Source organism: Kitasatospora sp. NPDC098663 (genome assembly GCF_044760075.1).
Taxonomy (GTDB): domain Bacteria; phylum Actinomycetota; class Actinomycetes; order Streptomycetales; family Streptomycetaceae; genus Kitasatospora.
Map to the genome: position 1 here is coordinate 12,435 of NZ_JBIWAP010000055.1, position 23,542 is coordinate 35,976.

At 72.4% G+C, this 23,542-nt stretch carries 21 protein-coding genes; 10 read left to right on the forward strand and 11 right to left on the reverse strand.

All coding sequences use genetic code 11. The features are described 5' to 3' along the window. Positions 1 to 42: 42 nt before the first annotated feature. Complete coding sequence (locus ACIQVZ_RS37005; protein ID WP_402456336.1) at positions 43 to 837, reverse strand: exodeoxyribonuclease III; 795 nt, start codon at positions 835 to 837, stop codon at positions 43 to 45. Between the two features lie 285 nt (positions 838 to 1,122). Between ACIQVZ_RS37005 and ACIQVZ_RS37010 the strand changes: the two genes are divergently transcribed. Beyond that, positions 1,123 to 1,896 (forward strand): GntR family transcriptional regulator, encoded by a 774-nt coding sequence (locus ACIQVZ_RS37010; protein WP_402456299.1) that lies wholly within the window; start codon positions 1,123 to 1,125, stop codon positions 1,894 to 1,896. A gap of 187 nt (positions 1,897 to 2,083) precedes the next feature. Here the strand turns inward: ACIQVZ_RS37010 and ACIQVZ_RS37015 are convergent, their stop codons facing one another. From ACIQVZ_RS37015 to ACIQVZ_RS37025, 3 genes are all read right to left on the reverse strand, one after another. Further along, positions 2,084 to 3,262 (reverse strand): ROK family protein, encoded by a 1,179-nt coding sequence (locus ACIQVZ_RS37015; RefSeq protein ID WP_402456301.1) that lies wholly within the window; start codon positions 3,260 to 3,262, stop codon positions 2,084 to 2,086. 247 nt (positions 3,263 to 3,509) lie between these two features. Beyond that, the gene (locus ACIQVZ_RS37020; RefSeq protein WP_402456303.1) at positions 3,510 to 3,896 is read right to left on the reverse strand and encodes a hypothetical protein; all 387 of its coding nucleotides are present in this window, start codon (positions 3,894 to 3,896) and stop codon (positions 3,510 to 3,512) included. A gap of 20 nt (positions 3,897 to 3,916) precedes the next feature. Beyond that, complete coding sequence (locus ACIQVZ_RS37025) at positions 3,917 to 5,554, reverse strand: hypothetical protein (protein ID WP_402456305.1); 1,638 nt, start codon at positions 5,552 to 5,554, stop codon at positions 3,917 to 3,919. A 413-nt stretch (positions 5,555 to 5,967) separates the two neighbouring features. Between ACIQVZ_RS37025 and paaK the strand changes: the two genes are divergently transcribed. The 6 genes from paaK to ACIQVZ_RS37055 all read left to right on the forward strand — a co-directional run bounded on the left by paaK (position 5,968) and on the right by ACIQVZ_RS37055 (position 12,211). Next, on the forward strand, positions 5,968 to 7,224 hold the full coding sequence (gene paaK, locus ACIQVZ_RS37030; protein WP_402456338.1) for a phenylacetate--CoA ligase PaaK: 1,257 nt from the start codon (positions 5,968 to 5,970) through the stop codon (positions 7,222 to 7,224). A gap of 302 nt (positions 7,225 to 7,526) precedes the next feature. Beyond that, positions 7,527 to 8,597, forward strand: coding sequence for a substrate-binding domain-containing protein (locus ACIQVZ_RS37035; RefSeq protein ID WP_402456306.1), 1,071 nt, complete (start codon positions 7,527 to 7,529; stop codon positions 8,595 to 8,597). Between the two features lie 89 nt (positions 8,598 to 8,686). Next, on the forward strand, positions 8,687 to 9,373 hold the full coding sequence (locus tag ACIQVZ_RS37040) for a 50S ribosomal protein L11 methyltransferase (RefSeq protein WP_350882375.1): 687 nt from the start codon (positions 8,687 to 8,689) through the stop codon (positions 9,371 to 9,373). Positions 9,374 to 9,439: 66 nt separating this feature from the next. Then, positions 9,440 to 9,961, forward strand: a complete 522-nt coding sequence (locus tag ACIQVZ_RS37045) for a GNAT family N-acetyltransferase (protein ID WP_402456308.1) — start codon at positions 9,440 to 9,442, stop codon at positions 9,959 to 9,961. A 137-nt stretch (positions 9,962 to 10,098) separates the two neighbouring features. Beyond that, positions 10,099 to 11,508 carry a pyridoxal phosphate-dependent aminotransferase gene (locus ACIQVZ_RS37050; protein WP_402456310.1) on the forward strand — a complete coding sequence of 470 codons (1,410 nt, stop codon included), beginning with the start codon at positions 10,099 to 10,101 and terminating at the stop codon, positions 11,506 to 11,508. Between the two features lie 64 nt (positions 11,509 to 11,572). Continuing rightward, positions 11,573 to 12,211 (forward strand): hypothetical protein, encoded by a 639-nt coding sequence (locus tag ACIQVZ_RS37055; RefSeq protein ID WP_402456312.1) that lies wholly within the window; start codon positions 11,573 to 11,575, stop codon positions 12,209 to 12,211. A 78-nt stretch (positions 12,212 to 12,289) separates the two neighbouring features. Here ACIQVZ_RS37055 and ACIQVZ_RS37060 read toward each other — a convergent pair whose 3' ends face one another. Both ACIQVZ_RS37060 and ACIQVZ_RS37065 read right to left on the reverse strand, forming a co-directional pair. Then, complete coding sequence (locus tag ACIQVZ_RS37060; RefSeq protein ID WP_402456313.1) at positions 12,290 to 13,726, reverse strand: aminopeptidase P family protein; 1,437 nt, start codon at positions 13,724 to 13,726, stop codon at positions 12,290 to 12,292. A gap of 237 nt (positions 13,727 to 13,963) precedes the next feature. Beyond that, positions 13,964 to 15,004, reverse strand: coding sequence for a Scr1 family TA system antitoxin-like transcriptional regulator (locus ACIQVZ_RS37065; RefSeq protein ID WP_402456315.1), 1,041 nt, complete (start codon positions 15,002 to 15,004; stop codon positions 13,964 to 13,966). A gap of 107 nt (positions 15,005 to 15,111) precedes the next feature. On the opposite strand from ACIQVZ_RS37065, the gene ACIQVZ_RS37070 reads away from it, so the two are divergent. After that, on the forward strand, positions 15,112 to 15,450 hold the full coding sequence (locus ACIQVZ_RS37070) for a hypothetical protein (protein WP_402456317.1): 339 nt from the start codon (positions 15,112 to 15,114) through the stop codon (positions 15,448 to 15,450). After that, positions 15,447 to 15,674, forward strand: a complete 228-nt coding sequence (locus ACIQVZ_RS37075; RefSeq protein ID WP_402456319.1) for a hypothetical protein — start codon at positions 15,447 to 15,449, stop codon at positions 15,672 to 15,674. Before ACIQVZ_RS37070 ends, ACIQVZ_RS37075 begins: the two co-directional genes overlap by 4 nt. A 220-nt stretch (positions 15,675 to 15,894) precedes the next feature. Here the strand turns inward: ACIQVZ_RS37075 and ACIQVZ_RS37080 are convergent, their stop codons facing one another. The 4 genes from ACIQVZ_RS37080 to bioB all read right to left on the reverse strand — a co-directional run bounded on the left by ACIQVZ_RS37080 (position 15,895) and on the right by bioB (position 19,698). Next, on the reverse strand, positions 15,895 to 16,341 hold the full coding sequence (locus ACIQVZ_RS37080) for a hypothetical protein (RefSeq protein ID WP_402456321.1): 447 nt from the start codon (positions 16,339 to 16,341) through the stop codon (positions 15,895 to 15,897). A 78-nt stretch (positions 16,342 to 16,419) separates the two neighbouring features. After that, on the reverse strand, positions 16,420 to 17,154 hold the full coding sequence (gene bioD / locus ACIQVZ_RS37085) for a dethiobiotin synthase (RefSeq protein ID WP_402456323.1): 735 nt from the start codon (positions 17,152 to 17,154) through the stop codon (positions 16,420 to 16,422). Then, positions 17,151 to 18,455, reverse strand: a complete 1,305-nt coding sequence (locus tag ACIQVZ_RS37090) for an adenosylmethionine--8-amino-7-oxononanoate transaminase (protein WP_402456325.1) — start codon at positions 18,453 to 18,455, stop codon at positions 17,151 to 17,153. The genes bioD and ACIQVZ_RS37090 overlap by 4 nt, the downstream gene beginning before the upstream one ends. A gap of 22 nt (positions 18,456 to 18,477) precedes the next feature. Beyond that, complete coding sequence (gene bioB, locus ACIQVZ_RS37095) at positions 18,478 to 19,698, reverse strand: biotin synthase BioB (RefSeq protein WP_402456327.1); 1,221 nt, start codon at positions 19,696 to 19,698, stop codon at positions 18,478 to 18,480. A gap of 306 nt (positions 19,699 to 20,004) precedes the next feature. On the opposite strand from bioB, the gene ACIQVZ_RS37100 reads away from it, so the two are divergent. After that, positions 20,005 to 20,856 carry a hypothetical protein gene (locus ACIQVZ_RS37100; protein WP_350882349.1) on the forward strand — a complete coding sequence of 284 codons (852 nt, stop codon included), beginning with the start codon at positions 20,005 to 20,007 and terminating at the stop codon, positions 20,854 to 20,856. Positions 20,857 to 20,917: 61 nt separating this feature from the next. On the opposite strand, the gene ACIQVZ_RS37105 is transcribed toward ACIQVZ_RS37100, so the two are convergent. Next, complete coding sequence (locus ACIQVZ_RS37105) at positions 20,918 to 23,410, reverse strand: DEAD/DEAH box helicase (protein WP_402456340.1); 2,493 nt, start codon at positions 23,408 to 23,410, stop codon at positions 20,918 to 20,920. Between the last annotated feature and the right edge of the window lie 132 nt (positions 23,411 to 23,542).

A 23,542-nucleotide genomic window follows, 5' to 3' on the forward strand; every position in this document is an offset into this window, starting at 1 on the left:
TCGGGGCCACCTCCAGAGTGGTCAAATGACCTAATCTGAGAGTCAGTTGTTCATATCAAATACTGCGGTGACGGGCGCGTGGTCGCTCCAGCGCTCGGCGTGGGAGGCTGGCCGCTCAACGAAGGCCTCGACGCATTTCTCAGCGAGGTTTCTAGTAGAGACAACTAGGTCGATGCGCCAGCCGGAGTCGTTGTCGAAGGCGCGGCCGCGGTAGGACCACCAGGAGTAGGGGCCGGTGCGGTCGGGGTGGAGGGTGCGGACGACGTCGACGTAGCCGGCTTCGTCGTAGACGCGGGAGAGCCAGGCGCGTTCTTCGGGGAGGAAGCCGGCGGACTTCTGGTTGGCCTTCCAGTTCTTGAGGTCTTCGGGGCGGTGGGCGATGTTCCAGTCGCCGCAGACGACGACCTCGCGGCCGTCGGCGGCGGCGCGGGTGCGGAGGGCGGTGAGGTGGACGAGGAATTCCGCCATGAAGCGTTCCTTCTCGTCCTGGCGTTCGGTGCCGACCTCGCCGGAGGGGAGGTAGAGGCTGGCGACGGTCAGCCCGGGCAGGTCGATCTCGACGTACCTGCCGGTGTTGTCGAACTCCTCGGACCCGAATCCGATGACGGTCCGCTGCGGCTCCTGGCGGGACAGGACGGCGACGCCGGCCCGGCCCTTGGCGACGGAGGGGGCCCAGACCGCGTGCCAGCCGTCGAGGTCGCGCAGTTCGACGGGCAGTTGCTCCGGCTCGGAGCGCACCTCCTGGAGGCAGACCACGTCCGCCTCGGTGCCGGCCAGCCACTCGACGAAGCCCTTCTTGGCCGCCGCCCGGATTCCGTTCACGTTCACACTCGTCACCACGATCACCCGGGCAGCCTACCGAGTGCCGGGGCCTGCGCCGAAGCGTGACGCGCGTCGCCGCGGGATGACGTGAACGCGGCATGAATGTGTGCGACAGTCGCACCAAGCCGCGCCATTGGTCTTGACCATCTCCGGACGATGCCCCTAGGGTCGCTTACTGCAAAGACCTTTAATAAAGAAGGACGGATAAAAGCCCGCTCTCCCACCTGCCGCATCCGCGGACAGCGGGCCCGGGATCCGCCCTCCTTACCGCAGGGTGGACAGAGCAGGGTGGAGGACACGGTGGGGACGACTGGACAGCTTTCGGCGGTGCCGGAACCGAAGTACTGGCACCTGCGCACGGTGCTGCTGCGGGCCATCGACTCGGAGTTCTCCACCGGCCAGGTCCTGCCCAACGAGCGCGAGCTCTCCGCCCGCTTCGGGGTCGCCCGGGCGACTCTGCGGCAGGCACTCGACCAGCTGGAGCTGGAGGGTCGCCTGGTGCGTCGCCGGGGGATCGGCACCCTGATCGCCGCCCCGCGGGTCGGCGTCCCGGTCAACCGGCAGGAGGAGGGCTGGCCCGGCGTCGGCCGCAACCACGCCTGGCGGACGGTCGACTGCACCACCGCCCCCGCCCCGGCGCAGCTGGCCAAGGGCCTCGGCATCGCCGAGGGCGCCACCGTGCACACCGTCCGCCGGGTTCGCCTGGTGGAGGGCCGGGCGGTGGCCACCGAGTCGCTGCACGTGCCGGCCGCCGCGCTGCCGCACCTGCCCGGCTTCCGGGCCGAGAGCGACCGGGCCCGCTCGGTGCTGCGCCAGCTGGAGCGGCTGGAGGTGGACGGCGAGTCCCGCGCGGTCGAGCTGGGTGTCGCCGAGGCCGCCGAGGCCGCCCTGCTGGAGCGCCCGCCCGGCTCGCCGGTGCTGGTGATGACCACCCAGTACGCGTCGGCCGGCCGCCTGGTGGCGCTCGCCGTCGCCACCTACCGGGCCGACACCTGCAAGCTGACCTTCGGCTCGACCGGGCTGGTCGAGGTCACCCCGGTCGGCGCTGCGGCCGAGGTCCGCACCGCCTCCTGAACCACTTTTCCGACACCCTCAGACCGAGGCCCGAACGCCCAACCGGCGTCCGGGCCTCGGCCGTTGTTCGGGCTGAGTTGTGTGGGCGGAGTGGTCCGGGCGGAGCCGGGTCCGGATCTCCGCCCGGGCGGAGCCGAGGCCGGACCGCCGCCCAGGGTTCGACCCAGGGCGGGGCGGTCCGGGCCCGTCAGGCGCGGCCGTTGCCGGTGGTCGGCGGGTCGACGGCGAACAGCTGGTCCTCGACGTGGTCGAGGGCGACGCGCAGCGCGCCCATCGCCACGACCTCGGAGCCGAGCGCGGCGAGCGCCACCTCGGGGGCGCGGAGGGTGAACTGGGCGAGGCGCTCGCGCAGCGGTTCCAGGACGCCGTCGAGGCCGGCCGCCCAGCCGCCGATCACGACGAGCTGCGGGTCGATGGCGAGGACGAGCGCGGCGACGCCCTGGACCAGGCGGGTGAGGAAGCGGTCCATGGCGACCTTCGCGACCTCGTCGCCCTCCCGCGCGAGCCGCAGGACGCGGGCGACGGCGGCCTCGTCGAGCGGGTTGAGCGGCTTGCCGGTGGTGGAGAGGAGCCGCTCGGGGGTGACCTCCTGGCCGAGCAGGTGGAGGGCGCCGATCTCGCCGGCCGCCCCGCCGTAGCCGCGGTGCAGCTTGCCGTTGATGAGGGAGCCGGCGCCGGGGCTCAGGCCGGCCATGACGAAGACGACGTCGCCGGCGCCGACCGCCGCGCCCTGCCAGTGTTCGGCGATGGCGGCGAGGTTGGCGTCGTTCTCGATCAGGACGGGGCAGCGGAAGGAGCGCCGAAGCCGGGCGCCGAGGTCGAGGCCGGTCCAGCCGGGCATGGCGGTGCCGAGCTGGATGGTGCCGTCGCGGTCGACGATGCCGGGGGTGCCGATGCCGACGGCCCAGAGGTTGTCGCGGGAGATGCCGGCCTTGCGCAGGACCTCGGCGACGGCGGTGCGGACGGCGGTGAGCCGGTCCTCGGCGTCCAGGGTCTCGTCGACCGGCTTGAAGTGACTGCCCACCACCTCGCCGGTGAGGTCGGCGAGGATGACGTGGATGTCGTGCACGCCGACCTCGATGCCGAGGATGTGCCCGGCTTCGGCGCGGAAGCGGAACCAGCGGGCCGGTCGGCCGCGCCGGCCGGTGCCGGGCTGGCCGTCCTCCTTGGGCTGCTCGACCTCGGCGACCAGCCCGGTTTCGACCAGACCCTCGATGACGCCCTCGACGGTCGGGCGGGAGAGCCCGGTCTCGCCGACGAGCTGGGTGAGGGTCACGGAGTGGCCGGTCCGCAGCGCCCGAAGCGTGACCGCCGCGTTGATCCGCCGCAGCAGCGAGGAGTCTCCTCCGGTGAGCCGATCCGCCAATGCGATGCCCTTCGCCGTTCGCGCGACTGCCCTGGCGCGCGGTGTCGAGTGCGCGGTGCCCACCGAATGGCCCGCGGGGGTGTGCCACCCCCGGAACGCGGCACGGCGGCGCGGGGCCGCCTGCGCCAGGGCCGGAGGACAAGCGGAGCCTACCCGGGGGTGGGCCCGCTGGGCGAGAATCCTTGCAGCTCATCCAGGCTTCGGTATCGAAATGGTACGCATCGGGTGGTGGTGCACGAGCCGGGCTTCACGGCCCGGCCACGGGCCGCCCGCCGCCGGGCCGCCGGGACCGTACCGACCAGCGGGAACGGGTGGAGAACAGCGAGCCGAGGCTCAGCCGGGAGCCGGCCGACAGGGCGCTGAGCACGGAGCCGGCCGACCCGATGGACAGGACGCTGCCGGCGGACCCGATCGAGAGGACGCTGCCGGCGGACCCGACCGAGAGGACGGAGCCGGCCGAGCCGATCGAGAGCACCGAGCCGACGGACCCGACGGAGGCGATCGAACAGACGGAGGCCAGGGAGACGAGGGAAGCCAGGGAGGCCCTGGACCGGAGCGACCGCGGCCGCCGCTGGGGCTGGAGGGGGCGCAAGGACGGCAAGCGCTGCGGGAACCGCACGGGGGAGTCGGGCACGGCCCGATGGTAGCGGCGGCTCAGGGCATCCGCGCCGCGAACAGCCGCTGCCCGAGCAGTCCCATCGGGTGCCCGTCCTCGGGCAGCGCGAGGACGGTCGGGCAGCCGGCGGCGGTGAGGGCGGCCCGCCAGCGCTCGGCGGCGGGCGCCGGGAAGGCGGGGAAGCCGGGGGCAGTGGCGGCGACCGGGAAGGCGGGGGCGGCAGGGTGGACAGGAACGGCGGGGTGGACGGCGGCGGCGGGGAAGACCGGGGAGTCGGCGGGGGCCTCGGCGTCCCCCGTGATCAGCAGGTCGAGCTGCTCGCCGGTGGGCGCGAGCAGCAGCAGCTGCCCGCCGGGCGCGAGCTGGTCGACCAGCTCCGGGACGACGGCGTCCGGGTGGCCGGTCACGGTGGCGACGACGAGGTCGTAGCGGCCGCCGTCGGGCAGGTGGTGGTGGTCGGCGCCGGGGCGGGGCCGGGTGGCGAGGGCCCGGGTGACGGTGGAGTCGGCGTCGTCCTGGCCGAGTTCGAGGATGCGCAGCGGCTGCGGCCCGTCGTGGGTCTCGGCGAGGCCGCGGACCAGTGCGCCGAGGGCGGCGCCGAGGTAGCCGCGGGCGGCCGTCCAGCGGATCGGGGCGGCGGCCGGGCGGGGGGCCTCCTCGCCGGTGATCAGCCGGGGCAGGCGTAGTGCGCCGCGCCGGATCCGGTCCAGGGCGGCGACCGGGCCGAGCCCGTCGTTCCAGGCCTCGACGGCGGGCCGCCAGGCCTCCCGGACCTCGGCCGCGCCGAGTTCGCGTCGGCCGTAGTGGACGCCGTCGTGCCGGGTGATCAGGCCGTGCCGGGTGAGCGCGTCGAGCCAGCGGCTGACCCGGGGCCGCTGGGCGGGCGTGACGAGGGCGGCGGCGAGGATCTCGGCCTCGGTGTGGCCGCGCCCGGGGTCGGTGAGGACGCCGCTCTGCTGGAGGGTCAGCAGCAGCGCGGACAGTACGGCGTGGTCGAGGTGGGCGCCGAAGGCCTGGACCTGTTCGGCGGTGACGCCTATGGCGTGCTTCCAGGCGATGGCGTCGGCGGCGTCGGCGGCGGTGCGCAGTCGCCGGTCGGCGGCCTCGGCGTGGCTGTGCGGGGCGCGGACGTGGGCGAGGACGGCGCCGAGCGCGTCGACGGCGGCGTACACGTCGTCCTGCCGGGGTTCGGGGCCGACGTGCAGGACGAGCCGCAGGGCGCCGAGGTCGTGGTCGGCCAGGTCGGGGTGGCGGCTGAGGCGCCACAGCAGGGTGGAGGGCAGGCTGAGGTGGGTGGTGGCGCTGGCGGCGAGGTCGCCGAGTTGCTGCTCGGGGTCCTGCCGGGGGTCGGCGCAGTGGACGGTGCCGCCGGCGAGCAGGGTGGCGAGGGCGAGTTCGACGGCGAGGTCGGTGGCGGGGTGGAGCACGGTGTGCCGGATGGGCGGCGGGCCGAGGACGCCCGCCCAGTGCCGCAGCCGCTGTTCGGCGGTGCGGGCGGCGGAGGGCGGCAGCGCGGCGTGGGCGGCGACGCGCTGGGCGAGGGCCCGGGGCAGGCCGCCCGGCGGGGAGACGCCGAGCAGCAGGCCGATGCCGCTGATCGCGCGCCCGTCGGCGACGACGGCGGGTCGGTCGCCGAGTTCGCGCAGCGCGCTGACCAGGGCTGGAGTCGTGGGCACGGTGATCACTCCGGGGTGCGGGGGAGAAGCCGCACTACTGAACCACGCGGTCGGGCCGGGTGATGCCGTGCACGGGTCAAACTTCCGTAATGATTTTCATATCGGCCAGCCAAGGTGGGGGTCCGATCTCCACCCGAAGTGGTCGGAACTTCGCATTCCGAATCCGGCGTGCGACCCCTTGACAGTCGGTGCGGGCGCTGGGTTACTTGGCGTGGGAGTCGCCCTGACCGAACGATCGGTCGGCGCGCCCGTCCCGGCCGACCTGCGGAGGAGCGACGATGACCGGCAGCGCACCCGCCCCGCGCCCGTGCGGCGATGAGCCCGACCATGGCGTAGAGCCCGCCTGCGGCGAGGAGTCCGCCCGGCGGCTGGGCGAGCCGATCCCGCCCGCGCTGCTGGACGCCGGCGAGCGGATGGGCGTCGACGAACTGCGCGCCCACCAGCTCACCCGCCTCCGGGCCACCCTGCGCCACGCGTACGACAACGTCGAGCTGTACCGCCGCAAGTTCGACGCGGCCGGCGTCGGCCCCGAGGACTGCCGCACCCTGGCCGACCTCGCCCGCTTCCCCTTCACCACCAAGGCCGACCTGCGCGAGGGCTACCCGTTCGGCATGTTCGCCGTCCCGATGGAGCAGGTCCGCCGGCTCCACGCCTCCAGCGGCACCACCGGGCGCCCGACCGTCGTCGGCTACACTGAGCACGACCTGTCGATGTGGGCCGACGTGGTCGCCCGGTCGATCCGCGCGGCCGGCGGCAGGCCCGGACACAAGGTGCACATCGCGTACGGCTACGGGCTGTTCACCGGCGGGCTGGGCGCGCACTACGGCGCCGAGCGGGCCGGTTGCACCGTCATCCCGGCCTCCGGCGGCATGACGGCCCGGCAGGTGCAGCTGATTCAGGACTTCCGCCCCGAGATCATCATGATCACCCCCTCCTACCTGCTCACCCTGCTCGACGAGTTCGAGAAGCAGGGCGTCGACCCGCGCGGCACCTCGCTGCGCATCGGCATCTTCGGCGCCGAGCCGTGGACGGAGGAGATGCGGCGCGAGATCGAGGAGCGGCTCGACCTGCACGCCGTCGACATCTACGGCCTCTCCGAGGTGGTCGGCCCCGGCGTCGCGCAGGAGTGCGTGGAGACCAAGGACGGGCTGCACATCTGGGAGGACCACTTCTACCCGGAGATCGTGGACCCGTTCACCGACGAGGTGCTGCCCGACGGCGCGAGCGGCGAACTGCTCTTCACCTCGCTCACCAAGGAGGCGCTGCCGGTCATCCGCTACCGCACCCGCGACCTCAGCCGGCTGCTGCCCGGCACCGCGCGGCCGGCCTTCCGGCGGATGGAGAAGGTGACCGGGCGCAGCGACGACATGATCATCCTGCGCGGGGTGAACGTCTTCCCGACCCAGATCGAGGAGGTCCTGCTGCGGACTCCGGGCGTCGCGCCGCACTTCCAGCTGCGGCTCACCCGGCAGGGGCGGCTGGACCACATGACCGTCCGGGTCGAGGCGCGGCCGGACGCCCAGGCCGAGCAGCGGGCGGCGGCGCGGGAGGCGATCGTCCGGGCGGTCAAGGACGGGGTGGGCGTCACCGTCGCGGTCGAGGTGGTGGAGCCGTACGCGCTGGAGCGCTCGGTCGGGAAGATCCGGCGGGTGGTCGACGAGCGGGGGTGAGGCTCCCCGGGCCCGCGGCCCTGGGGCCTGCCGGAGGCGTAGGGCTGTCCGGGGGGATGCCCTATGCCTCCGGCGTCTATCGCCGGCCCGCCGTCCCGCCTGCCGTCCCGCCTGCCCCCCGGCCGCTGCCTGCCGTCCCGCCAGCCTCCGCCTCGCGGACGCCTTTTGACGGACGCCTTTTGACGGACACCCGCCGACGGAAGCTTGAGACCCATTCGGCGCACCGGGATCGTGGTCGCGGCCGAAGGTTCCCAGACTCGAACGAAAGAGGGGTGGACCCAACCAATCGGAAAGGCATCCTCATGAGCATCGGGCTGCGCCGCGTCCTCGCGGTGACCGCAGCGATTTCCCTCGGCCTGGGCGCGGCGTCCTGCGACAGCGCGTCGCAGCCGTCCAGCGGCGGCTCCGGCGGCGGCCCGGCCCCCCTCCCGGCCGCGGCCGGGAGGGGGGCCGGGCAGATAGCCCTGCTGCTGCCGGAGGCCAGGACGACCCGCTACGAGCAGTTCGACCGGCCGCTGATCGAGAAGAGGATCAAGGAGCTGGCGCCGGACACGCAGATCGACTACTACAACGCCGACCAGGACGCCGCCGTCCAGCAGACCCAGATCGACGCCGCCGTGAAGAAGGGCGCCAAGGTGCTGATCCTGGACGCGGTGGACGCCAAGTCGATCCAGGCGTCGATCCAGAAGGCGCACGACGCGGGTGTCAAGGTGGTCGCCTACGACCGCCTCGCCCAGGGGCCGGTCGACGCCTACGTGTCCTTCGACAACCGCAAGGTCGGCGAACTGCGGGGCCAGGCGGCGGTGGCGGCGGGCGGTACGGCGGACGGCGGCGACACGATCACGACCAACGGCTCGCCCACCGATCCCAGCGCGGCCGACCCGAACGCTGCCGCACCCAGCGCGGTCGACCCGAACGCTGCCGACCCCAACACGGCTGACCCGAACGCTGCCGCACCCAGCGCGGCTGACCCGAACGCTGTCGCACCCAGCGCGGTCGACTCCAGCGCGTCCGGTTCCGGGGCGTCGCGCCAGAGTGTCCCGCTGACCGGCCAGGACTTCCAACTCGACGGCGTGCAAAGGATCCTGGCGGGCGCCCAGGCCATGTCGGTCTACAAGCCCTTCAAATCGGAGGCCGACGTGGCCGCGCAACTGGCCGTCGACCTGGCCTACGGCCAGGAAATCGGCGGCGCCCTCGTGCCGACCACGGTGACCAGCGGCAGCAGCGACAAGGTGCCGGCCGGACTGATCGCCCCGGTCGCGCTCACCAAGGACAACGTCAAGGCCACCGTGGTCGCCGACGGCCTCTTCACCGTCGCCCAGATCTGCACGGCCGACTACGTCGCGGCCTGCTCCGCGGCCGGCCTCCAGTAGTTGTGGCGGGCGCCGGCTCGCTCGCCCGGCGCGTCCGGACGGCGGCCGGACGGGCGTGAGCACTCCCGCGCGGGCCCTATGCTGCGGAGATGCCGAGTGAGCTGCGCACTCTCAAGCCGGAGACCCACCAACCGGAGGCCGACCTCGCCTTCATCCGGCGCGAGACCGAGCTGAAGCCCGTTCCGTTCGTCCCCGAGGTCGGCCTGCACATGGCCGAGGACGCGATCACCCTGTGGGAGACCACCGAGCGGGCGCGGGGGGAGGCCGGACTGCCGCCGCCGTTCTGGGCGTTCGCCTGGGCGGGCGGGGTGGCCGTCGCCCGCCACGTGCTGGACCACCCCGAGCTGGTGGCCGGGCGGGCGGTGCTCGACGTGGCCGCCGGGGGCGGGGTGGTCGCCGTCGCGGCCGCGCTGAGCGGCGCCGCGTCCGTGCGCGCCGCCGAGATCGACGCCTACGCGGTGGCCGCCATCGGCCTCAACGCCGAGGCCAACGGCGTGCGCGTGGAGGCCGCCCTGGTGGACCTGGTGGACGGCGACGGCGCCCCGGCCGACGTGGTGCTCGCCGGTGACGTCTTCTACGAACGGGCCATGGCCGCCCGCTTCCTGCCCTTCCTGGAACGGGCCGTCGCGCGCGGCGCCACCGTCATCGTCGGCGACCCCGGCCGGGCCTACCTGCCCCGGGAACGGTTCACCGCGCTCGCGGCCTACCAGGTGCCGGTCGTCGCCGACCTGGAGGACACCGCCGTCAAGACCACCACGGTGTGGCGGCTGGGCTGACGGCCCGTCCGTCCAGGCTGCGGAATTCCCGGCCGCCGGGCGGAACCGCCTGCTAGACAGGCCGCCATGACCGACGAGATCGCCCCGCGCACCGCCACCCCTGACGAGATCGCCCTGCGGACCTCCGACGAGACCACCCCGCGCACCGCCAGCCCCAGCGAGATCGCCCTGCGCACCGCCACCCCCGACGAGATTCCCGCCCTGCTCGCCCTCTGGGCCCGGGCGGCGAAGGGCGCCAGCATCACGGACGACGTCCCAGGTGTGGCCGCGCTGCTCGCCCGGGACCCGGAGTGCCTGATCGTCGCCACCCCGGCGGGCGACCCGGCCGCCGTCCTCGGCACCGTGATCGCCGGCTGGGACGGCTGGCGCTGCCACCTCTACCGGCTCGCCGTCGACCCCGACCACCGCCGCCGGGGCATCGGCGCCGCCCTGCTCGCCGCCGCCGAGGAGCGCTTCGCCGCGCTCGGCGGCCGCCGCGCGGACGCCATGGTGCTGGACGACAACGCCCTCGGCCACCGCACCTGGGAGGCCGCCGGCTACCGCCCCGAGCCGCGGTGGAGCCGCTGGACCAAGCCGCTGACCGCCTGATCCCGCCCCCGTCCGGACGGGCGCCGAGCGCTGGCGGCCGTGCCCGGGGCGTGGTCCGCTGGGGCCGATGCGTGTGCGAACGACCATGTTCCGACACGCCTCCCAGCCCACCCCGCGAAGCCCGGAGAAGACCTGCCATGACCGACGACACCCGCACCCTCGCCTCTCCCGAGGCGGCCGCCGAAGCGCTCATCCGGATGCCCGACCTGGAACAGGCCCTCGCCTACTTCCACCGGCACGTGGCGTCCTCCCGGGCGGTCAACCTGTCCGTCGCCGAGAACGTCCTGCTTTACCACCACTCGATGAAGAAGGTCTTCGAGAACATCCAGCTCATCCCCGAGCGGTACATCCAGTACATCGACTCGGCCGGGACCTTGGAGGTGCGCCGGCCGGTCGCCAAGCTGCTCACCCTGGCCCTCGGCGCCGAGGTCGACGAGGACGACGTGTTCGGCGTGGCCGGGGTCTCCTCCGCGCTGGAGTGCATCGCCTTCGCGCTCAAGGGCCGCGACCCGGTCGGCCCGCCGCTCAGGGACGGCGACGAGGTGCTGATCCCCGCGCCGTACTGGCAGGGCTTCAACTGGTCCTTCGAGGAACGACCCAGGCTCAAGTGCGTCCCGGTGAACCTGCCGACCACGGGGGAGGACCGGTACCGGCTCACCTTGCCCCTGCTCCGGAAGGCCTACGAGGACCGGAAGGCGGCCGGCCGCACGCCGCGCCTGCTCGTCCTCACCAACCCGCACAACCCGCTGGGCGTGAACTACTCGCGGGCCCTGCAGGACGAGATCTACGGGTGGGCGCTCCACCACACCGACCTGCACATCATCTCGGACGAGATCTACTGTCACTCCCAACTCGACAGCAGTACCACGAAGTTCACCAGCGCGCTGGCTCTGAAGGCATACCGGGAGCAGCCCGACCGGATCCACGTGGTCTGGGGCTTCGCCAAGGACTTCGGCCTGTCCGGCTTCCGCACCGGCTTCGTGGTCTCCCGGAACCTCGCCGTGCGCAACACTATGCTCGGCAACAACGACCCGGCCGAGCCCACCCACCCGCTGCCCTGGTTCAGCCCCTTCGACTCGCTGAAGACCTACGTCATCCAGGACCTGCTGAGCGTCCCCGCCAACGGCTCGGGCGGCGAGCTCTACACCACCTACGCGATGCGGGAGTACCGCACGCTGCTCAAGACGAGCTTCGACAGGGTCAAGGGCGCCCTGGACGCCGCCGGGATCGACTACGTGCACCGGCCCGGCGACAACGCCGCCCAGTTCTTCTGGCTCGACCTCTCCAAGTACCTGGGCAAGCGCCACGGCCACGGTCACGAGAAGGCGGCCGGGCTGTCGCTCGCCCGGCCGAGCGGACTCGACCCGAACGAGGAGTGGCTGTTCAAGTACCTCCTCGCCGAGCCCACCGAGGTCACCCTGCTGCCCGGCGGCACCATGCACAACCCGGCGCCCGGCTTCTTCCGTCTCTGCTTCACCGCCCGCCAGCCCGAGGACGTCGTCGCCGCCGTCCAGCGGGTCGGGACGGCGCTGGCGAAGCTGAAGTAGCCGCAGCCCGCCGGGCCGTGCCCCGCCGGGAGGAGGGCGCGCGACGGTCGATACCGTGGGACGTATGCGAATGCCGAGGCGGTGGTTCCGTCGGCCGGACTTCGACCGTGAGGCCTTCGAGGACGGGCTCCAGCGGTCGCTGGAGCGGTTCCACGGCGATCTGCTGAACTACCCCGCCGACGGGCCCTGGGACGAAGTCGCCTACTGGGACCCGCTGTCGGCCGTCCGGCTCTTCGGCGGCGGGGTCGGTGACGGGCGCTGGGAGGACCGGAGCCGGCTGGGCGTGCCCGGACCGTTCTACGCCGGTATGACGGACACCGGCCTCAACGGGCCGTGCTACCTGCCCGCGCACGTCCTCTCCAGCGAGCAGCACTGCGAGTTCGTCTACCGCCAGCCGGGCGACTTCCGGGAGCTGGCGGCCCTCGTCGGGGTCGCCCAGATGGAGCCGATCGGCGGCTTCAACTGCGACGGCGACGACTACTGGACGCCGGAGACCGTCCGGGCGTGGTGGCACGGGCGGGACGCCGTCCGGGAGTGGATCGCCGCCGAACTGGCCGACACCGACGGGCGCAACGACCCCGAGGCGTTGCGCGGGTACGCGGCGTACCTGGACGACGGGCTGGAGGACTACCTGCGGGGCTACGTCTTCTGGTTGACCGAGGGGCGCGAGCCGGGGCTCGACGAACCGCTGCCGACACTCTGACACCTCACGCTCTGCGCGCGGCACCGCGACGTGCGGCACCCGGGCGTTCCCGGGTGCCGCAGCTGTCGTCCCGGGGGCTCAGCCGCGCAGTTCGGCGAGCCAGGCCTCGACCTCGGTGGAGGTGCGGGGGAGGCCGGCCGAGAGGTTCTCGTTGCCGTCCTCGGTGACCAGGATGTCGTCCTCGATCCGGACGCCGGTGCCGCGGTACTCCTCGGGCACCGTCAGGTCGTTCTCCTGGAAGTAGATGCCCGGCTCGACGGTGAGCACCATGCCCGGCTTCAGCGGGCCGTCGACGTGCTCCTCGGTGCGTGAGTGGGCGCAGTCGTGGACGTCGATGCCGAGCATGTGGCCGGTGCCGGCCAGGGTGAAGCGGCGGTGCAGGCCCAGCTCGTACACCTTGTCGGCGGTGAGGTCGCCGAACAGGCCCCAGGAGGTGAGGTGTTCGGCGAGCTCGCGCTGGGCGGCGTGGTGGAAGTCGCGGAAGTCGGCGCCGGGCTTCACCGCGGCGATGCCGGCTTCCTGCGCCGCGAACACCGCGTCGTAGACCTTGCGTTGCAGGTCGGTGAAGCGGCCGCTGACCGGGAGGGTGCGGGTGACGTCGGCGGTGTACAGGCGGTTGGTCTCCACGCCGGCGTCGAGCAGCAGGAGGTCGCCGGGCTTGGCGTGGCCGTTGTTGCGCACCCAGTGCAGGGTGGTGGCGTGCGGGCCGGCCGCGGCGATGCTGCCGTAGCCGATGTCGTTGCCCTCGATCCGGGCGCGGACGAAGAAGGTGCCCTCGATCAGCCGCTCGGGGGTCTCGGTGTCGGTGCCGAGGACGCGCACCACGTCCTCGAAGCCGCGGGCGGTGGCCTCGCAGGCGAAGCGCAGCTCGGCGATCTCGAACTCGTCCTTGACCAGGCGCTGGCCGGACAGGAAGACCTCGAACTCCGCGTCCCGCTCGGCGACGGCCCGGCCCTGGAGGGACTGCTCCACGCCCGCGTCGTGGCGGCGCAGCACGCGCACCGGGCCGGTGGCCGCGCGCAGATCGGCGTGGACGGTGCGGACGTCCCGGCAGGGCAGGCCGAGCAGCTGCTCGTTCTCGGTCAGGCTGTTGCGGCGGCCGTCCCACAGCTCGCCGTGGTTGTCCAGCCAGAACTCGCCGTTGTCGGTCCGGGAACGGTCGCGCAGGTAGACGGCGGCCCGGTGGCCGGTGTCGCCGGTGGGCTCCAGGACCAGCACGGCGTCCTGGGACTGGTCGCCGGTCAGGTAGACGTAGTCGGAGGATGGCCGGAACGGGTAGTCGGTGTCGTTGGCCCGCACCTTCGGGTTGCCGGACGGGACCACCAGCAGCTCACCGGGGAAGGCCGCGGACAACTCGGCGCGGCGGCGGGCCGTGTGCGCGGCCTGCGGGATCGGCTCCAGGGCGTGGCGCTCGGTGTCGGCCCAGCCCTGCTTCATGTGCTCGGCGAGCTCGTCCGTGACGCCGCGGGTGAGGCCGTTCTTGCGGTACTTGATGGTCTCGGCGGGTTCGGTCACAGCGGACTCTCCAGATGAGGGTGGTGGATGCGAGGCGCTTCGCTACGCTGACCTGCCCGGTACGTAACAAGCGTTATGTACGGTATATCGAGCAGAGTTCGAAGAGAAGAGCCGACGCCTCGCGAAACCGGCCGGCCCGGCGGCCAGGCCTTCCACCTGCGCAACGACAACGCCACCCGGCGACCTGGATCAAGGACGGCACCCCGACCGGACCCCGCCGGTCGGCAGCCGGGGATCTCAGACAGTGCCGAAGTCGCCGGACTTGACGCCGGTGATGAAGGATTGCCAGGCGTCGGCGCCGAAGGCGAGCTGAGGGCCCTCGGGGTCCTTGCTGTCGCGGACGGGGAGGATGCCGGGGAGTCCGGGCGCGACCTCAACGCATTCGCCGCCACCGTTGCTGTACGAGGACTTCAGCCAGGAGGTGGGCTTGACCGTCGCGATGGGGAACATGACGTGGAACTCCTTGAGACGGGTGTGGATGAGGGCCAACGAGTCCTCGCACGAGAGGGCTTGGGCCTGGAGCCAATGGTAAGTCCTTGAGAGGGAACGGATCTTGTTCTCGTCCTCGCGCTCGACGTAGCCCCGTTGGATGGTTTCGAGGTAGGCCATCCACTTCTCGTCCGGGCGGGTCAGCAGCGTGAACGGCGTGGTCGCCGGGAGGGCCTCGCCAAGACTGGACGGCGCGATCTGCAGCATGACGTGCGGAAGGCCGGCCACGCTCTCAAGCCGGCGAAGCTGCTCGGCCATGACGAAGGGGCCGCCAACGGTTCGCAGGCAACTCTCCTCCATGACGATGTGGATGGAGGGAGGTGGTTCGCGGTACAGCAAGGCCTGCCGCGCCATGCGGACATTCAGGCGTTCGATGACTTTGTCCTCGGGGATCTCACCTCGTTGGGCTGCGGCGTTGATGAGCGCCGATGCGTAGCCCCGCGTCTGGAGCAGCCCCGGGATGACGTTCAGCTGGAAGATCTTGAAGGCGGTGGCCTTGGCCTCGTGCTCGATGTATGCGAGGTATCCGCCGATCAAGGTGGTGCTCTTGGCGGTCCAGTACAGGAGCTCAAGCGCCTCGCAGGTGTCGAGTTCCTTGTCGCATCGCCGGACGAGGTTCAGCGGCGCGGGACGGTCTCCGTTCTCGATCATGGAGATGAGCGAATCGCTGTAGTTGGTCCGCCGCCCGAGCTCGATCTGAGTGAGCCCTCTCGCCTTGCGGAAGCGCCGGAGCTGAACGCCGATGGCTGCGTTCGGGGATGAGGTTGGGTCTACTTCCCGCTGAGGCATGGTAACCACCCATTTCCACAGTGCGTGTTGTCAAAGTGAAGCGCTTTCCATGCTAGTCGCGATTGGCCACTCTTGGTGAGGAGTTAGCAACAGAGAGGAGTTATTCCGTGGATATGACGAACGTTCAATCTGGCGAAAGCATCATCCTGCGGCGGAACTTTCCGCCCTGCCGGTGCCCGCAGTGCGGCGATTCCGTTCCCGAGGCGCGGATGGGCAATGGCGCCATCGCCCCGGCGGCGCCGCCCGTGCGGCGGGTGGCGCCGCCGTCCGAGCCCTTCCGGCCGACCGTTGTCGGCGAGCGGGTCTACGACGTCCGCTCCGGGCGCTGGGCCGTCTTCATGGGGTGGCAGCACGGGCTGGCCTTCCTCCGGCCCCTCGGCGGTGGCGTGGAGTGGGACACCGAAGCGCGTTGGATCACGAACAGCGAAGAGTGCGATGCCCCATGAGCAGCATGATCGACAAGGTCACGGTCGAGGACCGTCGCGCCGCGGCCGACATTCTCGACGACCTCCAGGCCGTCCTGCGCGCCGCCGAGGTCAAACTGCCCTCCCTCGGCATCGACTGGCGCTCGGCCAAAGCCACCGGAGTCATCCTGATCGACCTCGGAGCCGCCCGGCCGGACGTCATCGAGCGGCTGGTCGTCGTCCTCCGCAGGGGAATGCGACCGTAATCGCCTCCGGTGCCATCGCCATCGGGAGCTTCGCGCTCGCGGGTGTGGTTTTCCTCGCGATTCCTGAGCGTGTTCCCACCGCGGCGAGTGCATTGGTGTTCGTCCTTGTCCTCTTCGCCTCCTCGACGGGTGGATTCGCGCTCGCCGCAGGCTGGATGAGGGTGCAGACATGACGGCGCGGGCTTCGAGAGGTCTCGAAGCCCGCGCCGAGGTTCCGGTGTCAGGCGCCGTTGAGGGCGTAGGTGCGGAAGGTGGCCAGCAGGGGGAGGACTTCGGTCTGGCTCGGGTCCTCGGTCACGGCCCGCATGGAGTCGATCACCGCGCGGGCGATGGCCTTGGTCACCGCCAGGTCGTCCCGGGGCGCGAGGGCGCCCCAGGTCTTCAGGGCCTGGGTGAGCAGGGCGCTCATCCGGGCGCCGATGTTGGAGCTCACCGCGTCGGAGAGTTCGGCGATCTCCTCGTCGCTCATGGTGGACCGCAGGCCGAAGGCCAGGGCCATCAGGGTGTCCATCGCGTGCTCGCCGTACGCGGCGACCAGCGCCGGGAGCGACCGCTCGTCCGCGCCGCCCATGGCGAGGGCGGACAGCGCCTCGTCGTCGTCCTTCCACGCAGCCTCCAGGGCGGCCAGGGCCCGAAGAGACTCGTCTACCGTCATCCCGTCTGTCATGGGAGGAACCGTATTGAGCCCGTAGCGTCCGAACCCAGGGTTCGGGCGCCGGAATCACACCTTCGAGCGAAGCCGGGCCTATTCGGGCCGATGGGTGTGCGCGAAGTGCTTCGCGTCCCAGCTGCCGCCCAGCTCCGGGGCCAGCGAGGCGAGCGCGAGGGCGGCGAAGTCCGTGGCGGCTGCGGCGCGTTCCGGCAGGGCGCCGAGCAGCGGGGCGCCGGCCGAGCGCGGCAGGTCGGCGAGGTTGCACCGTTCGGCGAGCCCGGGGGAGGAGGGCCAGGAGCCGACGACCACGCCCGTGAGGGGGAGTTGACGCGAAGCCAGGGCCTCCGCCGAGAGCGCGACGATGTTCAGCGTGCCCAGCCCGGCGGAGGCGACGAGCAGGACCTCGGCCGGCAGCCCGGCGTCCAGGACGGCCCGGGCCTGGTCGGCCAGGGTGCGGCCCTCGTCGTCGTAGCGGACGAGCAGCCCGCCCGCGCCCTCGACCAGCACCAGGTCGTGCGTGGCGGCCAGTTCGGCGACGGCGGCGGCCACCTCGGCGGGGGAGAGGAAGGGCATCCCGGCCCGCCGGGCGGCGGTGTCGGGCGCCAGCGGCTCCGGGTAGCGGACGAGTTCACGGATCGTCAGATCGCCCGCCAGGTGCCGGACTTCGTCGGCGTCACCGGGCTCGCCGGGGGCGATCCCGGTCTGTCCGGGCTTGAGCACCGCGACCCGCAGGCCGGCCCGCAGCGCGGCCGAGGCGACCGCCGCCGTGGCGACGGTCTTGCCGACCTCGGTGTTGGTGCCCGTCACGAACAGGATCCGCGCGCTCATCCGGCCACCGCCGCAGCGGTCACGGCGGCGGCGATGCGTGCCACGTCCTCGTCCTCCGTCACGTAGGGGGGCATGGTGTAGATCAGGTCCCGGAAGGGCCGCAGCCAGACGCCGGCCCGGGCGGCCGCCTCGGTGGCCGCGGGGACGTTCACCGGGTGGTCCAACTGGACGACGCCGATGGCGCCCTGGACCCGGACGTCCCGGACGCCCGGGAGGTCGGCGGCGGCCGCGAGCCCGTCGGCCAGTCCGGCCTCGATGCGCTTGACCCCGACCGCCCAGTCCTGGCCCAGCAGCAGTTCCAGCGAGGCGTTGGCGGCCGCGCAGGCCAGCGGGTTGCCCATGAAGGTCGGCCCGTGCGCGAGCACCGGCATCTCGCCGCGGCTGATGCCGTCGGCGATCTCGCCGGTGCACAGCGCGGCGGCGAGGGTCAGGTAGCCGCCGGTGAGCGCCTTGCCCAGGCACATCACGTCCGGCGAGACGCCCGCGTGGTCGGCGGCGAACAGCGCGCCGCTGCGGCCGAATCCGGTGGCGATCTCGTCGAAGACGAGCAGCACCCCGTACCGGTCGCAGAGTTCGCGCAGCATCCGCAGGTAGGCGGGGGAGTGGAACCGCATCCCGCCGGCGCCCTGCACCACCGGTTCGACGATGACGGCGGCCAGCTCGTCGGCGTGCCGGGCCATCAGCTCCTCGAACTCGGCCGCGTACCCGGCGTCGAGGGGGGCGTCGAACCCGGCCGGCGGCTGCGGGGCGAACAGCTGCCCGGGCAGCACCCCGCCCCACAGGTGGTGCATGCCGCCGTCCGGATCGCAGACGGACATCGGGTGGAAGGTGTCGCCGTGGTACCCGCCGCGCCAGGTCAGCAGCCGGCGCTTGGCCGGGCGGCCGGTGGACTGCCAGTACTGGAGACACATCTTCATCGCGACCTCGACGGCCACCGAGCCCGAGTCGGCGAGGAAGACGTGCTGCAGCGGCTCGGGCGTGATCTCGACCAGCGTCGCCGCCAGCCGGACGGCGGGCTCGTGGGTGAGCCCGCCGAACATGACGTGGCTCATCCGCCCCAGCTGCTCGCGCACGGCCTCGTCCAGCACCGGGTGCCGGTAGCCGTGGATGGCCGCCCACCAGGACGACATCCCGTCGACGAGTTCGCGCCGCCCGCCCGCGACGGGCTCGGCGAGGCGCAGCCGGACCCCGGAGGCGGATTCGACCACGTACGGGGTGGCGGTGCCGGGCATCGGCCCGTACGGGTGCCAGACGTGGGCGCGGTCGAGGGTGAGCAGCGTGTCCGCGGACAGCTGGGGCATGATGCGTCAGTCTCCAGAACTATCAGGCATTGGGCGCGAGTTCGGTGCCGGCGCCGCGCAGCCGGACCTTGACGAGGTCGCTGCGCAGCTCCCCGTCCGAGGCTTCGTCGGCGTCGGCGCCCGACGCAGCGGTGTCCTCCGGGGCCGGGGCGTGCGCGTGCCCGCCGCACGGGCCGCAGCCGCCGCCGCTGCCGCAGGCCGAGGCCGCGGTGCCGCAGGAGGAGGCCGCCGCGACGTCCGCGCGGTGGCGGGGCAGGGTGGCCTCGTCGGCGCCCTCGACCTCGAACCCGGCGTCCTTGATCATGTCGAGGTCGGTCTGCCCGGCCTGGCCCTCGCTGGTCAGGTAGTCGCCGAGGAAGATCGAGTTGGCGAGGTGCAGGCCGAGCGGCTGCATCGAGCGCAGGTGCACCTCGCGGCCGCCGGCGATCCGCACCTCGGTGTCCGGGTTGACGAAGCGGACCATCGCCAGGATGCGCAGGCAGCGCTGCGGGCTGAGGTTCCACTCCTTGGCGAGCGGGGTGCCCTCGAACGGGATCAGGAAGTTGACCGGGACGGAGTCCGAGCCCAGCTCGCGCAGCGCGAACACCACGTCGACCAGGTCCTCGTCGCTCTCGCCCATGCCGGCGATCAGGCCGGAGCAGGCGGACAGGCCCGCGCCGTGCGCCTTCCGCACGGTGTCCACCCGGTCCGCGTAGGTGTGGGTGGTGGTGATGTCGCCGTAGGTCTTCTCGGAGGTGTTGAGGTTGTGGTTGTAGGCGTCGGCGCCGGCCGCCTTCAGCCGCTCCGCCTGGTTGTCGGAGAGCAGGCCGAGGCAGACGCAGATCTCGACCTCGGGGTCGGCGTCCTTGATGGCGGCCATGGTGTCGGTGACCCGGTCGATGTCGCGGTCCGTGGGGCCGCGGCCGCTGGCGACCAGGCACACGCGCTTGGCGCCGCCGGCGACTCCGGCGCGGGCCGCCTCGGCGGCCTGGTCGGGCTTGAGCCAGGTGTACTTGAGGATCTCGGCCTTGGAGCCCAGCCGCTGCGAGCAGTAGTTGCAGTCCTCCGGGCAGAGCCCGCTCTTGAGGTTCACCAGGTAGTTGAGCTTCACGCGTCGGCCGAACCACCTCCGGCGGACCTTGCCGGCCGCGGCGACGACGTCCAGCAGCTCGTCGTCGGTGGTGGCGAGGACGGCCAGCGCCTCCTCGCGGGTCGGGACTTCGCCGCGCAGGCCCTTGGCGGTGAGGGTATCGAGCAGATCCATGGGGCCGATCCTGCCTGGTGGCGCTCGAACGGCGCCAGAGGGAACCCGCCAGAAGATCGGCGGAAGGATGTGCCACTTGCCACAGTGTCGAAGCTCACGGTGTCGCCGCTGGTCACGAGCTTGACGCCGGTGCGAATCGGAGGTTACCGGCCGGTAGGCGGTGGTCGCGGCGAAGGGCCGGGGAGGCCGGCGCGGGGCGGTCGCCGGTGCGCGCGCCGGACGGTCGCGGACACCCGCGCGCGGCGGTGACCGGCAACCGCCCACCCAGTGATCCACGCCACCCGACGGTTGCTTAGAATCTGCGCCATGACCACGCAGGGGGAGCGCACCCCGACTCCGGGAGAGGGCCAGAACGGCCAGGCAGTGCGGCGGACCGGCGGGGCCCCCGCCGGCGCGGGCACGGACCTGATCGGTGGTCGGGGCGGCGGCAGGGGCAGGCGGTTGACGGCCCGCCGGGCGGTGGGCTGGGTCGTCGTGGTGGGAGTGGTGGCCGCCGGCGGATGGATCATCACCCGCCCGATGCCCGGCGACTACATACCCGGGCTCGGCCCGTCCACCAAGGACGCGGCCAGGACGCCGCCGGTGGTGGGGGCCCCGCCGCCGCGCACCGACCCCGAGGGGCTCAACGCGGACACCTTCTTCCCGCCTCAGCGCCCGGTCGAGGTCGGCGCCTACAAGGCCCGGCGCAACGGCATCCGGCAGGGCGGCAACTGCACCGAGGTGCTGCAGGACCGCACCCAGGAACTGCTCAAGGACACCGGCTGCCAGGCCTACCTGACCGTCAACTTCACCGGTCAGGACCGCCCGGTGCTCAGCAGTGTCACCGTCCTGCGCTTCGGCGACCAGGCCGCCGCCACCCGGGCCGCCGACACCCTGCGCGGCAAGCCCGGCGCGCTCGTCTTCATCCTCCCGGACACCAACGCCGCCCCCGCGCCGTCCGCCGGCGGGCCCAAGTCGGCGGAGCCGCGGGTCGAGGCGGTCGGGCACTACGTGACGGTGGTGAGCTCCCGGCTCAGCGATGGCCGCACGCCCGGCCCCGGCACCGCGTCCACCCCGGCCACGACGCCGTCGGGCCCGGCGCTCACCACCGAGCAGACCCTGGAGGAGGCGACCCGCGCGCTCTCCTACGCGGCGGGCGCGCCGTTCGTCTGGATGTGACGCCGCGCCGGCCCCCCGCTCCGGGGGGCCGGCGACTCCGAAAGCGGGGGTCGACGGTCCGTCAGCCGCCCAGCCGGTCCACCGCGGTGACCCGCAGCACCGCCCGGCCCTCCTCGTCCGAGCCGTACAGGTCGACCTCGGCGCTGATGCCCCAGTCGTGGTCGCCCTCCGGGTCGTCGAAGATCTGCCGGACCTTCCAGGCGGAGTCCTCCTCCTCGATGATCAGCATCTTCGGGCCGCGCGCGTTCGGGCCGGTGCCGAGGTCGTCGTACTCCTCCCAGTACCCGTCCATGGCGTCCGCCCAGCGGTCCGCGTCCCAGCCGTACGAGCCGTCCAGCTCGGCGAGCTCCTCGTAGTGCTCCAGGGCGCACAGCTCGACCCGGCGGAACAGCTCGTTGCGCACCAGCACCCGGAACGCCCGCGCGTTCGCCGTCACCGGCGCCGGCTTGTCGTCCAGCGTCACCTCGGGGGCCTGCGGGTCCGTCGGGTTGGCCAGCTGCTCCCACTCGTCCAGCAGGCTGGAGTCGACCTGGCGGACCAGCTCGCCGAGCCAGGCGATGACGTCCTTCAGGTCGTCGGTCTTCACGTCCTCGGGGACGGTCTGCTCCAGGGCCTTGTACGCGCTCGCCAGGTAGCGCAGCACGATGCCCTCGGTGCGCGCCAGCTCGTAGAAGCCGACGTAGTCCGAGAAGGTCATCGCCCGCTCGTACAGGTCGCGGACCACCGACTTCGGCCTCAGCTCGTGGTCGCCGATCCACGGGTGCGCCCGGCGGTACACCTCGTACGCGTGGGTGAGCAGCTCCTCCAGCGGCTTCGGGTAGGTGATCTCCTGGAGCCGCTCCATCCGCTCCTCGTACTCGATCCCGTCGCGCTTCATCTCGCCGACGGCCTCGCCGCGCGCCTTGTTCTGCTGCGCGGCGAGGATCTGGCGCGGGTCGTCGAGGGTCGCCTCGACCACCGAGATCACGTCCAGCGCGTACGAGGGCGAGGTCGGGTCGAGGAGCTCGAAGGAGGCCAGGGCGAAGGTGGAGAGCGGCTGGTTGAGCGCGAAGTTCTCCTGGAGGTCGAGGGTGAGGCGCACGATCCGGCCCTCGGCGTCCGGCTCCGGCAGCCGCTCGACCACGCCGCCCTGCAGCAGGGAGCGGTAGATCGCGATCGCGGTGCGGATGTGCCGGCGCTGCGCCGCGCGGTCCTCGTGGTTGTCGGTGAGGAGCTTGCGCATCGCCTCGAAGGCGTTGCCGGGGCGGCCGATCACCGACAGCAGCATCGCGTGGCTCACCTTGAACCGGGAGACCAGCGGCTCCGGGTCGGCGCCGATCAGCTTGTCGAAGGTCTCCTCGGTCCAGCCGACGAAGCCCTCCGGTGCCTTCTTGCGCACCACCTTGCGCTTCTTCTTCGGGTCGTCCCCGGCCTTGGCGATCGCCTTGTCGTTCTCGATCACGTGCTCGGGGGCCTGCGCCACCACCTGTCCGACGGTGTCGAACCCGGCCCGCCCGGCCCGCCCGGCGATCTGGTGGAACTCCCGGGCGCGCAGGATCCGCACCCGGTTGCCGTCGTACTTGGACAGCGCCGTGAACAGCACCGTACGGATCGGCACGTTCACCCCGACGCCCAGCGTGTCCGTTCCGCAGATCACCTTCAACAGGCCTGTCTGGGCCAGGCGTTCGACCAGCCGACGGTACTTCGGCAGCATGCCCGCGTGGTGCACGCCGATGCCGTGGCGCACGAAACGGGACAGGTTGCGGCCGAACTTGGTGGTGAAGCGGAAACCGCCGATCAGGTCGGCGATGGCGTCCTTCTCCGCCTTCGAGCACATGTTGATGCTCATCAGCGACTGCGCCCGGTCCACCGCCTCCTTCTGCGTGAAGTGCACCACGTAGACCGGCGCCTGGCCGGTCTGCAGCAGCTCCTCCAGGGTGTCGTGCATCGTGGTGCGGCGGTACTCGTAGAACAGCGGCACCGGGCGGGTCGTGTTGCGCACCACCGTCGTCGGGCGGCCCGTCCGGCGGGTCAGGTCCTCCTCGAAGCGGCGCACGTCGCCGAGCGTCGCCGACATCAGCAGGAACTGCGCCTGCGGCAGCTCCAGCAGCGGGATCTGCCAGGCCCAGCCGCGGTCCGGCTCCGCGTAGAAGTGGAACTCGTCCATGACCACCTGGCCGACGTCCGCCCGGAGCCCGTCGCGCAGCGCGATCTGCGCCAGCACCTCGGCCGTGCAGCAGATGATCGGCGCGGTCGGGTTCACGCTCGCGTCGCCGGTCATCATGCCGACCTGCTCGGTGCCGAACATCTTGACCAGGTCGAAGAACTTCTCCGACACCAGCGCCTTGATCGGCGCCGTGTAGAACGTCCGCTTCCCCTCCGCCAGCGCCGCGAAGTGCGCCCCGGCCGCCACCAGGCTCTTTCCCGACCCGGTCGGCGTCGCCAGGATGACGTTGTTCCCCGACACCAGCTCGATCAGCGCCTCCTCCTGCGCCGGGTACAGCGTGATCCCGCGCTCCTCCGCCCACGCGGCGAAGGTCTCGTACAGCGCATCGGGCGTGGCGGGCTTCGGCATCAGATCAAGGAGGGTCACCCGGCTATCTTGCCTGCTCGCCGCCACCCCGGGCAAAGCCCGCCCTCCGCCGGCACCCGCCCCGGGACTGTCCGGATCGCTGCACCGGCGGCCGCGAAGCTGTGCGCGGCCGCA